The following is a 17046-nucleotide window of genomic DNA, read 5'->3' as shown; positions in this document are numbered from 1 at the left end:
GCCCATCAGGCGGCCGCTCGACGAGCTCACCTCAAAACTAAAATGCAACTGTAATGCTAGACAGCATCGGCGTTTGCCGGACGGCAAGACGAAAAAGAGGCGCATCGCGGGACGCACCTCTTTTTCCGATCAGATTGGCGGTTGCCGTATCAGCCGACGAATGCGCGCTCGATGACGAATTCAGCCGGCTTGTTGTTGGCGCCTTCGGTGAGACCGGCAGCCTCGAGGATTTCCTTAGTGTCCTTCAGCATGGCGGTGGAGCCGCAGATCATGCCGCGATCGATCGCCGGATCGAGCGGCGGCAGGCCGAGGTCGGCGAAGAACTTGCCGTTCGTCATCAGGTCGGTGATCCGGCCCTTGAACCCATAATCCTCGCGCGTCACGGTCGCGTAGTGGCGCAGCTTGTCGCCGACGATTTCATTGAGGAACTCGTGATTGCGGATTTCCTCGACGAGATCGAAGCCGTATTTCAACTCGGCCACGTCGCGGCAGGTATGCGTGACGATGACCTCCTCGAACTTCTCGTAAGTCTCCGGATCGCGCATCAGGCTCGCAAAGGGCGCGATGCCCGTGCCGGTCGAGAACATGTAGAGCCTGCGGCCGGGCACAAGCGCGTCAAGCACCAGCGTGCCCGTCGGCTTCTTGCGCATCAGCACCTGATCGCCCGGCCTGATCGCCTGCAGATGCGAGGTCAGCGGACCGTCAGGTACCTTGATCGAGAAGAACTCCAGTTCCTCGTCCCAGGCGGGGCTTGCGATCGAATAGGCGCGATAGACGGGCTTTTCGCCGACCATCAGGCCGATCATCGCGAACTCGCCGGAGCGGAAGCGAAACTCCTGCGGGCGCGTCATGCGGAAGCGGAAGAGCCGGTCCGTGTAATGTTCGACGCTCGTGACCGTTTCGACGAAGACACCCGCCGGTGCCTGTACCGCGAAATCTTCCTTTTTTGCCGGCGCATTCATCGTTGCTTCAGTCCTGTAATGGTGAGGCTTTTTATCAAGTACAAGCGGATATTCCAAGCCTTGGCAAATTGAAAGGAATTCCCTTCCAAATATAGTCGCTTTCGAGCATTTCGGCTTGCTTCACTCTGTCGCGGGCCGCGTTTTTTTCAGGAAACGCGGCGCCAACTGTAGGATTTGGCGTCGGTCGACGGTTTTGCCGTCGGCTGGTAGTGGTTGGCGATGCCCGGCAGGCGCCCTTCCGAGAGCCTTTTGATCGCCGTGGCATTGGTCACCGCAAAACTGTCGACCCCACAACGCAGCATCAACGGGATCTGGTCGATCAACACGTCGCCAACGGCACGTACCTCGCCTTCGAAGCCGAGGCGGCTGCGCAGCAGCGAAGCATGGCTGAAGGCGCGCCCGTCGTTGAAGGCCGGGAAGCCCAAGGCTACCAGAGCAATGCGGTCGAGATGCGGCGCCAGGCGCGTCACGTCGTCCGCAGGGGCGATCAGGACACCAAGGCCGGAAGCGCCGCCTGCTGCCTGCTCCAGGAAGGCGTCAAGGCCGAGGATTGCCTTCTCGTTCGAGCCGGCCTTAACCTCCTCGGTCTCGACGACCCACGGGTCATCATTCACGAAGCCGCTTTCTTTCCAGATTTTCGTCATCTTCCAAATCCTTATAGCGCTTCGTTCAGGCAGCTTCCTGGGCGCCACCGCCATAAAGGGCGTCCTTGAACGGCTGCGGTCCGACGCGTCGGTAGGCCTCGAGAAAGGTCTCCGACTTGTCGCGGCGGAGGCCAAGATAGGTGTCGACGATCGTCTCCACCGCATCCGTCACCTTCTCCGGCTCGAAGCCGCGGCCGATGATCTCGCCGATCGAGGTGTTCTCGTCACCGGAGCCGCCGAGGGTGATCTGATAGAGTTCCGCGCCCTTCTTCTCCACGCCGAGCAGGCCGATATGGCCGACATGGTGGTGACCGCAGGCGTTGATGCAGCCGGAAATCTTGATCTTGAGCTCGCCGATGTCGGCTTGGCGCTCAGGTGCGCCGAAACGGTTCGAAAGCTCTTGGGCGACGGGAATGGAGCGCGCATTGGCGAGTGCGCAATAGTCCAGCCCGGGACAGGCGATGATGTCGGTGATCAGCCCCGCATTGGCCGTTGCCAGGCCAGCGGCTACCAACGCACGATAGACCGGCTCCAGGTCGGCCAGCGCCACATGCGGCAGGATCAGATTCTGCTCATGGCTGACGCGGATCTCGTCGAAGGCGTATTCCTCGGCAATATCGGCCACGACATCCATCTGGGCGTCGCTCGCGTCGCCCGGAATCCCGCCGATCGGCTTCAGCGAGATCGTCACCATGCCGTAGTCGGGATGCTTGTGCGGCTGGACGTTCTGGTGGACCCACTGAGCGAAAGCCTCATCGGCCTTCTTCCAGCGGGCAAGGTTGCCCCAGCCTTCCGGACGGTTCGGCAGCGCCGGCGGCGCGAAGTAACTCGCGATCGCCTGGATGTCGGCGTCGGGAAGCTTCAGTTCCGTATCCTTCAGGCTGGCGAATTCGACCTCGACCTGACGCGCCAGTTCCTCCGCACCGGTCTCGTGGACGAGGATCTTGATGCGCGCCTTGTACTTGTTGTCGCGTCGGCCATGGAGATTGTAAACGCGCATGATCGCCGTCGTATAGGAAAGCAAGTCCTCTTCCGGCAGGAAATCGCGGATCTTCTTGGCGATCATCGGCGTGCGGCCCTGTCCACCGCCGACATAAACAGCAAAACCAATCTTGCCGTTGTCGCCCTTTTTCAGATGCAGGCCGATGTCGTGCACCTGGATGGCGGCGCGGTCGCGCTCGGCGCCGGTGACCGCGATCTTGAACTTGCGCGGCAGGAACGAGAATTCCGGATGGACGCTCGACCATTGCCTCAGGATCTCGGCATAAGGGCGCGGATCGGCGACCTCGTCGGCCGCCGCGCCGGCGAAATGGTCCGCCGTGACGTTGCGAATGCAATTGCCGGAGGTCTGCAGCGCGTGCATCTCGACACTCGCCAGGTCCTTCAGGATGTCCGGCGTGTCGGAAAGGCGCGGCCAATTGTACTGGATGTTCTGACGCGTGGTGAAATGGCCGTAGCCGCGGTCATATTTGCGGGCGATATCACCGAGCATGCGCATCTGGCGGCTCGACAGCGTGCCATAGGGAATGGCGACGCGGAGCATGTAGGCATGAAGCTGCAGGTAGACGCCGTTCATCAGGCGCAGCGGCTTGAAGGCATCCTCGGCCAGTTCCCCGGACAGCCGCCGCTGGACCTGATCGCGGAACTGCTCGACGCGTGCGGAAACAAAGGCGTGGTCGAATTCGTCGTAACGGTACATGGAAGCTCAGGTCCTCAGGCAGCAAAATTCTTGGGGCCGGCAAGGCCGTGATAACCGGGGGCATAGGCGATTGACGGACCTTCCGCCCGGATCCGTTCGCGCATGCGAAGCGGCCGGAGTATGCCGTCGACCTCTTCCACGTCAACGACGTTGACATCGACGACCTTGTTGTCGGCGAAGGCGGTCTTGCCGGTCGCCTCGAACGCGGCGACGGCCTCGGCATGGCGGGCAATCAAAGCGTCCTGCAGCGACTCCACCCAAGTGCCGGAGGCGTCGAGCCAGACGGAAATGCCGTCCGCCAACCGATTTGCCGTCAAAACCTTGCTCACCATCACGTCTTCCTCAATTCAAAATCTGTTCTGCGCGTTTCGCGTCAGAAGCATCGCTCGCGTCCGCATTGTGACGCCGGTCGGCAGCGAGTGGTTCCGACCGGGCGAAATTCGCGCCGGCGACCGCATCGCCGATGATCACCATGACCGGCCCGTCGAGCTCCGTCCGGTTCTCGAGATCCGGCAGTTCACGAAGGATCCCGTGCAGCAGACGCCGCTCGGCGCGGCTGGCATTCTCGATGACGGCAACTGTGGTCTCCGCCGGCAGCCCCGCCTGCATCAGCCGGCCTGCGACCGAAGCGGCCACCGTACGGCCCATATAGACGGCGATCGTCGCGCCGGAGACGGCCAGCCGCGCCCAATCGGGAAGGACATCGCCGGCAAGATCGTGGCCGGTCGTGAAGACCAGCGACGACGCGACACCGCGAAGCGTCAGCGGCAGCTCGAAATCCGCCGCTGCGGCAAAGGCCGAGGTGATGCCGGGGACGATCTCGTAGCTGATCCCGGCTTCGCGCATCGCGGCCATCTCTTCGCCGGCACGGCCGAAGACCAGTGGATCACCGGATTTCAGCCGCACGACGCGCTTGCCTTCCTTGGCGAGCTTCACCAGCAGCTGATTGATCTCGGCTTGCGACTTGGTGTGGCATCCCTTGCGCTTGCCGACCGAAAGCCGTTCGGCATCGCGGCGCCCCATGTCGACGATTGCCTGTGGCACCAGCGCGTCATAGACGATCGCATCCGCCTCCATCATCACCCGCTGCGCCCTGAGCGTCAGCAGGTCCTCAGCACCCGGACCCGCTCCAACCAGCCAGACGTGCCCGGAAATGCGGTCGGCCGCGTCCAGCAGCCTGGATGCTTCGCGGCGGGCGGAAGCAAGATCGCCGAGAGCGACATGATCCGCTACGCGCCCCGAGAAAAAGCGCCGCCAGAAGACGCGGCGCGCAACGCCGCGTGGGATAAGACGATCGACCGCCTCGCGGTAGCTCGCCGCCAAAGTCGCGACGATGCCGAGCGAGGGGGACAGAAGTTGATCGATCTGCGCGCGGATCATCTGCGCCAGAACCGGCCCCGACCCTTCCGTGCCGATCGCCACCGCGACAGGGGCGCGGTTGACGAGCGCCGGCGTCAGAAAATCGCAATAGTCCGGCTGGTCGACGGCGTTCGCGGGGATCTTGCGCTCGCGCGCCGCGCTCACGATCACCCTATCGGCAGCCGCATCGCCGGTCGCCGCAAAGACCAACACGGCGCCTTCGACCTGATGATCGGCAAAGGGCTCACGCACCGCCTCGATGCCTTTGTCCTTCAGGAAGGCCTCGAAGGCCGGTTCCGGCTGATCCGCATAGGCGAGGATGCGCGCCTCGGTGTTCAGCAGCAGACGTACCTTGGCGAAGGCTTCGTCCCCATTGCCGAACACCGCCACGCTCTTCTGCGCGACGCGAAAGAATGCCGGAAAAACGGACAGTTGCTGCGACATATCGAGGGGACGGCTCCTTCTACAGGCTGCGGCGAATATCCCTCATAGCCGCTGACAATTGAAGAAACAGAAATTTCTATGGCTTTCCGGCCACGTATTGTTTTGCTCGACAGCCAATCTTTTTGAGCAAATATCTCCGGAGGATGATCCTGAATCGCATCGACACCGCCATTGCGCCAACCGCCAAAGCTCCGTTAAATGCCGGCAAGCACGTGCGGGAGACTGCAGGATGAAGAAATCCGAATTGGCCGAGCGTCTGCTGACGGTCATCGAGAACGACATACTTTCCTTGACCGAGAAGGGCGTTGCGGCAGGAAACAAGGTGTTCGGTGCGGCGATCCTGCGCAAGACCGATCTCTCTCTCGTGCTGGCCGAGACCAACAACGAGTCCGAAAACCCGCTGTGGCACGGTGAGGTGCACACGCTCAAGCGCTTCTACGAGATGGCCGAGAAGCCCGACACGCGCGACTTGATCTTCCTGTCGACGCACGAGCCCTGCTCCATGTGTCTCTCCGCGATCACCTGGGCCGGTTTCGACAATTTCTACTTCCTCTTCAGCCACGCGGATTCGCGCGACAGCTTCTCGATCCCGCACGACCTGAGGATCCTCAAGGAAGTCTTCCGGCTTGAACCCGGCGGCTATGCCCCGGAAAATGCGTTCTGGAAGTCGGCCTCGATTGCTGCGCTAGCACAGGATGCCGATCCGGAGATGGCGAAGCGGCTTGCAGCACAGGATGCCCGTATCCGTAAGCGCTACGAACGCCTGTCGGAAGCCTATCAGGCAGGCAAGAACAACAACGCCATACCGCTGAATTGAACCGATGGAAACTTCTCGCGATATTCAACGCCTCATCGATATCATGGCAGCCCTTCGCGACCCGAAGACCGGCTGTCCCTGGGACATCGTCCAGACCTTCGAGACGATCAAGCCCTACACGATCGAGGAAGCCTACGAGGTCGCCGACGCCATCGAGCGCCATGACATGGACGATCTCTGCGACGAGCTCGGCGACCTGCTGCTTCAGGTCGTCTATCACGCGCAAATGGCGGAGGAAGCGGACGAATTCTCCTTCGGCGACGTCGTCGAAGCCGTCACCCGCAAGATGATCCGCCGCCACCCGCATGTCTTTGCCCGCTCCAATGCCGACACGCCCGAGGCGGTCAAACTGCAATGGGACGAGATCAAGCAGGCCGAGAAGGCCGACAGGCGAGCCCGCCGCATGCGACGCGGCCTGCCGCAGGAGGAGCATTCCGGCCATCTCGGTTCAGTGCAGCGTAGTTTTCCGGCGCTGGTCGAAGCGCTGAAGCTTCAGGAGCGCGCCGCCAAGGTGGGCTTCGACTGGTCGGAACCCGAACCGATCCTCGACAAGGTCGAGGAGGAAGTCGGCGAATTGCGGCAGGCGCTGAGAGATGGAGACCGGCGGAAGGTCGCCGACGAGCTCGGCGACCTGATCTTCGCGCTCGTCAATATCGGACGCCATATCGGCACCGACCCCGAAATGGCGTTGCGCGGCACCAATACGAAATTCCGGCGCCGGTTCAGCCATATCGAACAGGAACTCCATGCGGGCGGCGAGACGTTGGATGCCGCATCGCTGGAGCGCATGGAAGAGCTTTGGCAGGCGGCAAAGGCGATCGAAAGGCAATTGACGTAGCGGCATGCCGTTACGCAAGGCGCCTACCAATCCTCTGCCGCGGGTTTGGGCCCATTGCCCAACCGTCTTTCGAGCTCGGCCGCCTCGGCCTCGGTCAAGCGCAGGTCGAGGCTGATCCTTCCGTCGTCAAGATCATCGCGGCCGTCGACGATCGCGTGCTCATAGATCCAGGGCAGGAATTGCAGCTGGTCCACGGCCAACACGACGGTGCTCTCGGTCATCACGCCCGAAAGCCGCTGACCAATCTCGGCAAGCAGATCGTCAACGCCTTCGCCGGTGATCGCGGAAACGGCGACGGTGTTGTCGGCGCTCGCCGCCTTCTTCACCAGCGCCTCGCGCACCTCCGGCTCGAGCCTGTCGATCTTGTTCCACACCTCGACGATGCGTTCGGCGCCTTCCTTCTCGTCGATGCCGAGATCGGCAAGGATACGTAGCACATCACTCGCTTGTACCTGATTGTCCGGATCGGAGAGATCGCGCACATGCAATATCAGATCGGCTTCGAGCACCTCCTCCAGCGTGGCCCGGAAGGCCGCGACGAGGTGCGTCGGCAAATCGGAGATGAAACCGACCGTGTCCGACAGTATGACCATTCGGCCATGCGGCAGCTTCAGCCGCCGGAGCGTTGGATCGAGCGTCGCGAAGAGCATGTCCTCGGCCAAAACGCCCGCACCGGTCATCCGGTTGAAGAGCGTCGATTTGCCGGCGTTGGTGTAGCCGACCAGCGCGACGATCGGATGCGGCACCTTCTTGCGCTTCGAGCGATGCAGCTGGCGCGTACGCCGCACCTGCTCCAGTTCGCGCTCCAGCCGAACGATCCTCTCCTGCAGAAGGCGGCGGTCGGCTTCGATCTGCGTTTCGCCCGGGCCGCCCATGAAGCCGGCGCCGCCGCGCTGGCGCTCCAGGTGGGTCCAGCTTCGTACCAGGCGGCCCTTCTGATAGTTCAGGTGGGCGAGATCGACCTGAAGCGTGCCCTCCTTGGTGGAGGCGCGTCGGCCGAAAATCTCGAGAATAAGACCCGTCCGGTCGATGACCTTGGCGTTCCATTCCTTCTCGAGATTGCGCTGCTGCACCGGCGTCAGCGGATGATCGACGATGACCAGGCCCGCATCCTTCTCGTCCAGGATATGGCCGATCTCCTCGATCTTTCCGCTGCCGAGCAGCGTGCCTGGTTTCGGCTGCGCGACGGCAACGACCGTGCCGTGCACGACGTCGAGATCAATGGCAAGCGCAAGCCCGGTCGCCTCTTCAAGCCGGCTTTCATCGGAACGGGTGGTGGCCGTCGCCACCTCCGCCACTGGCTTGCCCGTCTTCTTCAAGACCGGCACGACAACGACCGCGCGCATGTCATCGCGGCGCTTCTCAAGCTCCGGAATGATCGACGACGGCGATTTCGAATTGCGTTTGGTAATGGTCCTCAGGTCCCGTCAGGATGCCGCTTCCTCATTCTCGAACATCTGCAGAGGCTGGCCCGGCATGATGGTCGAGATGGCATGCTTATAGACGAGCTGAGAATGGCCGTCACGGCGCAACAGGACACAGAAATTGTCAAACGATGTCACAACACCCGTCAGTTTCACGCCATTGATAAGGAAAATGGTCAATGATATTTTTTGCTTGCGAACCGTATTAAGGAAAAGATCCTGCAAGTTTTGAGAACGTTCCGCCATCGCGCCGCTTCTTTCTTATTTGCCGGCTTTGGCGCCGGTGCATTTTGTCATATTGCGATCCGAGGTATCACAGAAGCCTTCCCCCGACACCTCTTCAGGTTTGGTATCAAATCGCCGTCTTTTCCGCAACGTCGAAAAAGGCTTCACGAATATTCTGTGCTATGCTTCCGGGATGACCGTTGCCGATCGTCTTTCCATCGATGGAAACCACCGGAAAGCAGATGCTCGTTGCAGCGGTGACGAACACTTCCCGGGCGGCAAGCATTTCCTCTACAGAAAAGGCCTTTTCCTCGACCTTCAAGCGTAGTGGCTTCGCTACGTCCATCAGTGTCGTGCGCGTGATGCCCCGCAGGATGCCGTGCTCGGCCGGACGGGTGCGCAGCGTTCCCTCGCCATCGACGATCCAGACATTCGTCGCCGCCCCCTCTTTGACCAGGCCGTCGGCATCGACGAAGATCGCCTCTTGAGCGCCGAGTTCTTTCGCCTGCTGGCGGGCGAGAACGTTCGGCAAAAGACCGACGGTTTTGATATCGACCCGATCCCAGCGGTTCTCCAGCACCGTTATCGCCGAGATGCCTTCGGCATTCTTGCGGGCGATTGCGGCGGCATCGGTGCGCTTGGCTGTTACGACGACAGAGGGCGGCGTGTTCTTCGCCGGGAAAACGTGGTCTCGTCGCGCGACACCGCGCGTCACCTGAAGATAGAAAAGCCCGTTGCGGACGCGGTTCCGCCGCAGCACCTCGCGAATGACGTGGATCAGCGCGGCGCGGCTCATCGGCCAGTCCATCTTGAGTTCACCCAGCGACCAGTCAAGACGATCGAGATGGCGGCGGAGATCGACGATGAAGCCGTGCCGCACCTCGCAAACTTCGTAAACCCCATCGGCGAACTGATAGCCGCGATCCTCCACATGGACCGCGGCTTGCGAATGGCGCACATAGGCGCCGTTGACATAGGCAATTCTAGGCATCTGATCTTGCGGCCTTACTGGATCCTTTGCTGCGGCCGAAAGCCTTCGCATGCGTGCGGATCAGACACCCAGCGACTTCAGCTTGCGATGCAGCGCGGAACGCTCCATGCCGACGAATTCCGCAGTGCGCGAGATGTTTCCGCCGAAGCGATTGATCTGGGCGATCAGATAATCCCGTTCGAACATTTCGCGAGCCTCGCGCAGCGGCAGCGTCATGATGTGCTGGTCGCCCTTGGCGGAAATCTTCGGCAGCGTGTCGCCCACCTCGTTCGGCAGCATGTCGGCGCTGATCGGCGTATCCGGCCCGTCGGTGCGGGCGAGGATCATCAGGCGCTCGATGTTGTTGCGCAATTGCCGGATATTGCCCGGCCAGTCATGCGCCTGGAGCACCGCAAGCGCATCCTCGCCGATCTTGCGCGGGCGGATGCCGGCATGTTCGCTCACCTGGCGCATGAACATGTCGACCAGGAACGGGATATCTTCCCGCCGCTCCGCCAGCGCCGGAACCCGCACCGGGATGACGGCCAGGCGGTGATACAGATCCTCCCGGAAAAGGCCATCCGCGATCATGCTTTCGAGATTGTAGGCGGTCGAGGATATGATGCGGACATCCACCTTGACGCGCTTCGAGCCGCCGACCCGCTCGAACTGCTGGTCGACGAGCACCCGCAGGATCTTGTTCTGCGTCTCGCGCGGCATTTCGCCGACCTCGTCGAGATAGAGGATGCCGCCATGGGCTTCCTCCAGCGCACCAGTGCGGCGCGGCTGGCCGGCGGTGCCCTCGGTGCCGAAGAGAGCAATCTCCATGCGGTCCGGCGTGATGGCGGCCGCGTTCAAGGCCACGAAGGGACCGGTCGCACGGGTCGACTTGCGATGGATCATGCGCGCCACCAGCTCCTTGCCGGAGCCGGAGGGACCCTGGATCATGATCCGGCTGTTGGTCGGGGCCACCTTTTCAATCGTCTGGCGCAGTTGCGAGACCGCCACCGATGTGCCGATGAGCTCCACCGGGTCGCCGGACCTCTTCTTCAGCTCGAAGACCTCGCGCTTGAGCTTGGAGTTCTCCAGCGCCCGCTCGGCGATCAGGATCAGCCGATCGGCCTTGAACGGCTTCTCGATGAAGTCGTAAGCACCGCGCTTGATCGCCGAAACGGCCGTCTCGATGTTACCGTGGCCGGAGATCATCACCACCGGCAGATCGGGGTGACGGCCCTTAATCTCGTCAAGCAGCGCCAGCCCGTCCAGTCGGCTGCCCTGCATCCAGATATCGAGGAAGACAAGCCTGGGCACGCGATCGTTGATCGCCGCCAGCGCGCTGTCGCTGTCGAAAGCCGTTCGTGTCTCGTGACCTTCGTCCGAGAGGATACCCGAGACGATCTCACGGATATCTTCCTCATCGTCCACAACCAGAATGTCAGCCGCCATTGGTATTACCCTTATCCTTCACAGTCTCATCGCCCTCGGTTTCGCCGGCGGGCGGCAGGATCACGCGGATCATCGCTCCGACGCCGCCGTCGAAATCCGCCGGTGCGTCGTGCAATTCCAATTGTCCGCCATGGTCCTCGATGATCTTCTTGACGATAGCGAGACCCAGCCCCGTGCCTTTCTCGCGCATCGTCATGTACGGCTCCAGAATCCGGTGCCGGTTTTCGGTGGGCAGCCCCTTGCCATTGTCGATCACATCGACGACGAAGCGGCCGGTCACATCGTCGCGACGGGAGCGCACCAGAATCCTGGGTGCGCCGCGAACCGCCTCGGCCGGGACCGCCTCGATCGCCTCCACCGCATTCTTGACGATATTTCCAAAGGCCTGGCCGAGCATACGGCCGTCGAACTGCCCCTCGAGCGCTTCGTCGCCGAAATCGCGAACAAAGGTGATATGGCTGTTGCCCATCTCGCGCAGGAAGACCGCATCCTTCAGGATCGAGCGTAGGTCGGACTTTTCCTTCGTCGGCTTCGGCATGCGCGCAAAGGCCGAGAACTCGTCGACCATCCGGCCGATGTCTTCCACCTGGCGCACGATCGTATCCGTGCACTGGTCGAACACGGCCTTGTCTTCCTGGTCGATCTGCCTGCCATAGCGCCGCTTCAGGCGCTCGGCCGAAAGCTGGATCGGCGTCAGCGGGTTCTTGATCTCGTGCGCGATGCGCCGGGCCACGTCCGCCCACGCGGTCGAGCGCTGGGCGATGACCAGATCGGTGATGTCGTCGATGGTTATGACGTAGGAGCCCTGCGAACCTTCGCCCTCCTCCCGGGTCACCTGAACATTCAGGGTGCGCTCGGTTCCGCCACGCATGATGTTGATCTGTTTGCGGTAGTCGTTGCGGTAGCGACTTTCCGCCTCGACCAGAACCTGCTCGATCTCCGGCGCGACTTCGCGCAGGCTCGCACCGAGCAGTCCGGGAGCCGATTTTCGCAGGAATTCCTCCGACGAGGGGTTTGCGATCGTAATGCGGCGGTCACGGCCGACGCCGATCACCGCCGCCGTGACGCCGGAAAGCACCGCTTCGATGAAGCGGCGGCGCTGATCGACCTCGTCCTTCGCGACAAGAATCTGATCCTGCTGCGTCCTGATCTCGCTGACCATCTTGTTGAAGGTGCGTGACAGGTTGCCGACGTCGCCGTCGACGGCGCGCACCGGCACGACGACATCGAGATTGCCCGAGGCGACGCTGTCGGCCGCCCCGATCAGCTGCCGGATCGGACGGACGATGCGGTCGGCAACCGCTATGGCGGTCCAGATCGCCGCCAGTAGCACGATCAGCGCGAAGCCGATGTAAAGGACGCCAAAGGCGACCTGCAATGACGTGCGCCCCGCCTCGAGCGCCTTGTATTCGGCGGTGTTCTCCTCCATCAACCGCATGGAACGCATGACTTCGGGATCGACGTTGCGAAGCGTGTAGAGGTAGATCCCCGGGAAATTCTCGAGCGGTACGACCGCTCCGACGAGGTTGGTCACGCCCGGGGGAATGAGCGTCGGCTGGCCGGCAACCGTGCTTTTCAACGCGTCCTGCGGAATGGCCGGCAAGGGTCGCTCGGTCGAGATATTGGCCTGCAGGATGGCGCTGCCGTCGGCGCGAACGAGGAATGCACCAAGCATGCCGCGTCCCCTCGCCTGCCGCGTCATCAGTTCGGTGAAGCCGGTGCGGTCGAGGGCGTACAGCTGTCGGTTGCGTTCGAGGTCGTTGGCCATCGAAACCGTCTGCCCCTGGAGATAGCTCGCATTCTCCAGCACATAGGCCTGGGCGACGTTCAGCGAGGAGCGCACGATCGCCTGGGTGCGCAGCGAGAACCAGCGGTCGAGGCCTACGTCGAGGGTGATGCTGGCAAAAATGGCAACGAGGATGGCCGGCGTTATCGCGACGATCGAGAACAGGGCGACGATGCGCACATGCAGCCGCGCAGCCGCCCTTCCCTTGCTGCGGGCGCGAAGCAGCCTGATGATCTCGCGAGCGATGAGATAGATCAGTCCGACGACGAAGACGCCATTGATGCCGGCGCAGGCAATGACGATGTTTCGCTCCGGCCGAATGGGGGTGAGGCCAAGAAGGACGAGCAGCGACAGGGTGGCGCAGACCAGCGCACCGGTGGCCAGCATCAGGCCCGGGAGCGCGAAGGAGGCTCGCCGATCCTGGGCAGCCGCACCTCCCTCCTCCGTGCCCAATGGCAAGGCCATTCCATCCACCATGAAAAAAGCTTCCCCCAAAACCGGCGTCCCGAAGACACCGGCACCCGCCTGCAAGTCCGGACCAAGATATTGAACGTGCCTCGGCTCGGACGGCGCTGGCATGCGCCGCTTCACGAGCCGCCGTCGCCCAGGTGCAGAGCGAATCGACGCCCTACAAGCCCTTCAAGCAACGTATTGTGGCGAAAATGCAACGGTGTTGCAAAGCAGTCAAGCGGTGCGTGAGCTCCGATAGACCGAGACGCCCAGTTCCCGGATCTTCTTGCGGAGCGTATTGCGGTTCAGACCGAGCAGATCGGCAGCCTTGATCTGGTTGCCGCGCGTCGCCGTCAAGGCTGCCAGAATCAACGGATACTCCATTTCCGCAAGCACGCGCTCGTAAAGGCCGGTGGGCGGCAGGGCTTCGCCGAAACTCGCGAAATACTGCCGCATGTTCTCTTCAACCGCCTGCGAGATCGACATCGAGCCCGGACGCGCCGCCGCCTTGTCGATCGGGCTGTCCGGCACCTCCGAGCGCAGCTCGTTTTCGATGATCTCCCGGGTGATCACGTCCTGTGGATAAAGTGCGGTCAGGCGGCGCACGAGGTTCTCAAGCTCGCGAACGTTGCCGGGCCAGGGATGCGCCTTCATCAGTTCCAGCGCCTCCTGGTCGAAGCGCTTGACGTCGAGCCCCTCCTTTTCGGCCTGCTGGACGAAATGCCGAACCAGATCGGGAATATCCTCGGCGCGGTCCCTGAGCGGCGGCAGGCGCAGCGGCACGACGTTCAAGCGATAGTAGAGGTCCTCACGGAAAAGTCCCTGATTGATCGACTGTTTCAGGTCCTTGTTCGTCGCCGCGACGATGCGCACGTCGGAGCGGATCGGCGTGCGCCCGCCGACGGTCGTATACTCGCCCTGCTGGAGGACGCGCAGGAGCCGCGTCTGCGCATCCATCGGCATGTCGCCGATTTCGTCGAGGAACAGCGTTCCGCCCTCGGCCTGTTCGAAGCGGCCGGTGGAGCGCGTCTGGGCGCCCGTGAACGCCCCCTTCTCATGACCGAACAATTCCGACTCGATGAGGTCGCGCGGGATCGCCGCCATGTTGATCGCGACAAACGGACCATTTCTCCGTTTGCCGTAGTCGTGCAAAGCGCGTGCGACCAGTTCCTTGCCGGTCCCCGATTCGCCGGTGATCATGAGCGTCAGGTCAGTCTGCATCAGTCGGGCGAGCACCCGGTAGATTTCCTGCATGGCGGCGGAGCGGCCGACAAGCGGCATGCCGTCCTGCGAATCGTCGTCCAGCTTCGAAGGTCGCCGTTTCGGCTCGGCGAGCGCCCGCCCGATGATGCCGATCAGTTCGGTCAGGTCGAAGGGTTTCGGGAGATAATCATAGGCGCCCTTCTCCGACGCCTTGATGGCGGTCATGAAGGTGTTCTGGGCGCTCATCACCAGCACCGGCAGGTCGGGTCGCGCTTTCTTGATCCGCGGCAGGAGATCGAACGCGTTCTCATCCGGCATCACCACATCGGTGACGACCAGGTCGCCATCGCCGGCGGCGATCCAGCGCCACAGAGTCGCTGCATTGGATGTGATGCGCACATCGTATCCGGCACGACTGAGAGCCTGGTTGAGCACGGTGCGAATGGCTGCGTCGTCATCCGCGACGAGGATCGTAGCGCCCGTCATGCAATGGTTCCTTCTGTCATCGGTGTTACGTCATCTGCCGCCCGTCCCTTCGAGGCTGGCATCAGAACGCGAAAAGTCGTGCGGCTGTGCTGGCTGTCGCATTCGACGATGCCGCCGTGGCCGCCAATGATCTTGGCCACCAGCGCCAGCCCGAGACCGGAGCCGTTCGTCTTCGTGGTGATGAACGGATCGAAGAGATGCGGCAGCAGGTCGGACGGCACGCCCGGTCCGTTGTCGTGGACGCAGAACTCCAGCGGCAGCGAAATCTTTTCGCGGGTTCCCGCCACCGAGAGCCGGATGCCCGGACGGTAGGCCGTCGTCAGCATGATCTCGCCTTCGGGCCGATCGCCAATCGCCTCGGCGGCGTTCTTGACCAGGTTGAGGAATACCTGGACGAGCTGGTCGCGGTTGGCATAGACCGGCGGCAGCGAAGGGTCGTAGTTTTCGGAAATCTTGATGCCGCGGGCAAAGCCCGCCTTGGCGATTGCCTTCACATGGTCGAGAACCGAATGGATATTCAGCGGCACCCGATCGACCGGCCGCTCGTCGGAAAACACTTCCATGCGATCGACGAGAGAGACGATGCGGTCTGTCTCGTCGCAGATCAGCCGCGTGAGCGCCCGGTCTTCGTCATTGACCGATGTTTCGAGGAGCTGGGCCGCGCCCCTGATGCCGGATAGCGGGTTCTTGATCTCATGGGCCAGCATCGAGGCAAGGCCGGTCACCGAGCGCGCCGCGGCCCGATGGGTGAGCTGCCGATCGATCTTGTCGGCCATCGAGCGTTCCTGGAAGACGATCACGACGGATCCCGGCTGCGACAGCACCGGCGCCACGTAAAGGTCGACCAGCTTGTCGGCTCCGAGGCGTGGCGAGCTCAGATCGACGCGGTACTCGTTGACCGGGGCGCGCCTTTCGCGCACCTGTTCGATGAGCGTCAGGAGCGGGCTGCCAAACGGAATGAAGGCGCTGATATCGTGGCGGGCGAGATGGTTGGCGCTCGCCCCAAAGAAGGACTCCGCTTCCCAATTCGCGAAGGCGACGTGCCCGTTCTCGTCAACAAGTATGACCGGGTTCTGTATGGCGTTCAGCACGGCCATCGAGAGGTCGCTCGCGCCTTCCGCCGGTTCCGGAACTAGTGCCTTTTCGGTCATGCCGCCATCCCCTCCCTTGCCGGCTCCAGGCCGGAGCAAGCAATCGCGGTCGCAACCCGATCGCTCACCAGTTTCACGTCCTTCGACGTCAGGATCTCCGCCTTTTCCGCGGCGGCAATATCCGGCGCGAAACGCTCGAGATACCAGGCGACATGCTTGCGGGCATGACGAAGCCCGATCTCCGACCCATAGAATTCGAGCATCATCGCGTAGTGCTCGGCGAATATTGCCGCGATCGCCGCTGCATCCGGCTGACTTGCGGCACCGGCCAGCACGCCTGCATGCCACGGCCGCCCCTGGCAGGAGCGGCCCACCATGACGGCGTCGGCACCGGAGCGGCGCAGGATTTCCGTGGCATCGGCGACCGCGTCGACGTCGCCATTGGCGATCAGAGGAATGGAGATCGCGTCGCGAACCGCCTTGATCGCGTCCCAGTCGGCCTTGCCGCTATAGAATTGCATGCGCGTGCGGCCGTGAATGGTGATCGCCTGCACGCCCGCAGCTTCGGCCCGGCGCGCAATCAGCGGCGCATTGATTGAGTTCTCGTCCCAGCCGAGCCGCATCTTCAGCGTCACCGGGACGCGGACGGCCTTGACCGTCGCCTCGATCAGCGACAGGGCATGGTCCGGATCGCGCATAAGCGCCGAGCCGGAATAGCCGCCGGTGACCTTCTTTGCCGGGCAGCCCATATTGATGTCGACAATGTCCGCGCCGTTGGCTTCGACGATTTTGGCCGCCTCGGCCATCCAGTGGGCCTCGCGCCCGGCAAGCTGGACGATATGGGGATCAATCCCGGAATTCTTCAGCCGCGCCCATGATTCGGCGGCGTTGCAGACCAGTTCGCGGCTTGCCACCATTTCAGTCACGACGAATCCGGCGCCGAAGCGCCAGGCAAGCCTGCGGAAGGGCAAGTCGGTTACACCGGACATCGGCGCGAGCGCCACCCGATTGCGGATTTCAACATTCCCGATCCGGAGCGACGATGACAGGGCCGGCAGTGGCAAATGCATATCTTTCAGGCACATAATTATGATGCACTATTTTTAGCCATTGTTCTTCGGCTTGCCAAGCGATTTCCACGCGCCCGCCAAAATTCCTTTTGAGCGCGCAAGCGCGCCTCCCATCCTCCGTTCCATGCAGGT

Annotated in this window: 15 protein-coding genes; 2 read left to right on the top strand and 13 right to left on the bottom strand. The window is 62.5% G+C overall.

Features of this window, described 5'->3' with window-relative positions; genetic code table 11:
- Positions 1-149: 149 nt before the first annotated feature.
- The 5 genes from CO676_RS25095 to cysG all read right to left on the bottom strand — a co-directional run bounded on the left by CO676_RS25095 (position 150) and on the right by cysG (position 5108).
- Positions 150-962 carry a ferredoxin--NADP reductase gene (locus CO676_RS25095; RefSeq protein ID WP_097523059.1) on the bottom strand — a complete coding sequence of 271 codons (813 nt, stop codon included), beginning with the start codon at positions 960-962 and terminating at the stop codon, positions 150-152.
- A 146-nt stretch (positions 963-1108) separates the two neighbouring features.
- Positions 1109-1606 (bottom strand): DUF934 domain-containing protein, encoded by a 498-nt coding sequence (locus CO676_RS25090; RefSeq protein WP_097523058.1) that lies wholly within the window; start codon positions 1604-1606, stop codon positions 1109-1111.
- 25 nt (positions 1607-1631) lie between these two features.
- On the bottom strand, positions 1632-3305 hold the full coding sequence (locus tag CO676_RS25085; protein WP_097523057.1) for a nitrite/sulfite reductase: 1674 nt from the start codon (positions 3303-3305) through the stop codon (positions 1632-1634).
- Between the two features lie 14 nt (positions 3306-3319).
- Positions 3320-3637, bottom strand: coding sequence for a DUF2849 domain-containing protein (locus tag CO676_RS25080; RefSeq protein ID WP_097523056.1), 318 nt, complete (start codon positions 3635-3637; stop codon positions 3320-3322).
- Between the two features lie 10 nt (positions 3638-3647).
- Positions 3648-5108, bottom strand: coding sequence for a siroheme synthase CysG (gene cysG / locus CO676_RS25075; RefSeq protein WP_097523055.1), 1461 nt, complete (start codon positions 5106-5108; stop codon positions 3648-3650).
- 229 nt (positions 5109-5337) lie between these two features.
- Here cysG and CO676_RS25070 point away from each other — a divergent pair, with 229 nt between their 5' ends.
- Together CO676_RS25070 and mazG are read left to right on the top strand one after the other, a co-directional pair.
- Positions 5338-5925, top strand: coding sequence for a nucleoside deaminase (locus tag CO676_RS25070; RefSeq protein ID WP_097523054.1), 588 nt, complete (start codon positions 5338-5340; stop codon positions 5923-5925).
- Between the two features lie 4 nt (positions 5926-5929).
- Positions 5930-6763 carry a nucleoside triphosphate pyrophosphohydrolase gene (gene mazG, locus CO676_RS25065; protein WP_097523053.1) on the top strand — a complete coding sequence of 278 codons (834 nt, stop codon included), beginning with the start codon at positions 5930-5932 and terminating at the stop codon, positions 6761-6763.
- A gap of 23 nt (positions 6764-6786) precedes the next feature.
- On the opposite strand, the gene hflX is transcribed toward mazG, so the two are convergent.
- The 8 genes from hflX to dusB all read right to left on the bottom strand — a co-directional run bounded on the left by hflX (position 6787) and on the right by dusB (position 16929).
- A complete protein-coding gene (hflX, locus tag CO676_RS25060) occupies positions 6787-8109 on the bottom strand; it encodes a GTPase HflX (RefSeq protein ID WP_179875635.1) in 1323 nt (440 codons plus the stop codon).
- An 81-nt stretch (positions 8110-8190) separates the two neighbouring features.
- Positions 8191-8433 carry an RNA chaperone Hfq gene (hfq, locus tag CO676_RS25055; protein ID WP_003535434.1) on the bottom strand — a complete coding sequence of 81 codons (243 nt, stop codon included), beginning with the start codon at positions 8431-8433 and terminating at the stop codon, positions 8191-8193.
- 106 nt (positions 8434-8539) lie between these two features.
- Entirely contained in the window at positions 8540-9403 is an 864-nt protein-coding gene (locus tag CO676_RS25050) for a D-amino-acid transaminase (protein WP_097523051.1), read from the bottom strand.
- Between the two features lie 60 nt (positions 9404-9463).
- Positions 9464-10828: a two-component system response regulator NtrX gene (gene ntrX, locus CO676_RS25045; RefSeq protein WP_097523050.1), complete on the bottom strand. Its 1365-nt coding sequence runs from the start codon at positions 10826-10828 to the stop codon at positions 9464-9466.
- Positions 10818-13091 (bottom strand): PAS domain-containing sensor histidine kinase, encoded by a 2274-nt coding sequence (locus CO676_RS25040; protein WP_097523064.1) that lies wholly within the window; start codon positions 13089-13091, stop codon positions 10818-10820. Before CO676_RS25040 ends, ntrX begins: the two co-directional genes overlap by 11 nt.
- Before the next feature lie 207 nt (positions 13092-13298).
- Entirely contained in the window at positions 13299-14753 is a 1455-nt protein-coding gene (ntrC, locus tag CO676_RS25035; RefSeq protein WP_014764197.1) for a nitrogen regulation protein NR(I), read from the bottom strand.
- A complete protein-coding gene (locus CO676_RS25030; protein ID WP_097523049.1) occupies positions 14750-15904 on the bottom strand; it encodes a nitrogen regulation protein NR(II) in 1155 nt (384 codons plus the stop codon). The genes ntrC and CO676_RS25030 overlap by 4 nt, the downstream gene beginning before the upstream one ends.
- On the bottom strand, positions 15901-16929 hold the full coding sequence (gene dusB, locus CO676_RS25025) for a tRNA dihydrouridine synthase DusB (protein ID WP_097523048.1): 1029 nt from the start codon (positions 16927-16929) through the stop codon (positions 15901-15903). Before dusB ends, CO676_RS25030 begins: the two co-directional genes overlap by 4 nt.
- Between the last annotated feature and the right edge of the window lie 117 nt (positions 16930-17046).

The organism is Sinorhizobium sp. BJ1 (assembly GCF_002531555.1).
GTDB lineage: Bacteria > Pseudomonadota > Alphaproteobacteria > Rhizobiales > Rhizobiaceae > Sinorhizobium > Sinorhizobium fredii_B.
This window is presented reverse-complemented; position numbering and strand designations above follow the sequence as displayed.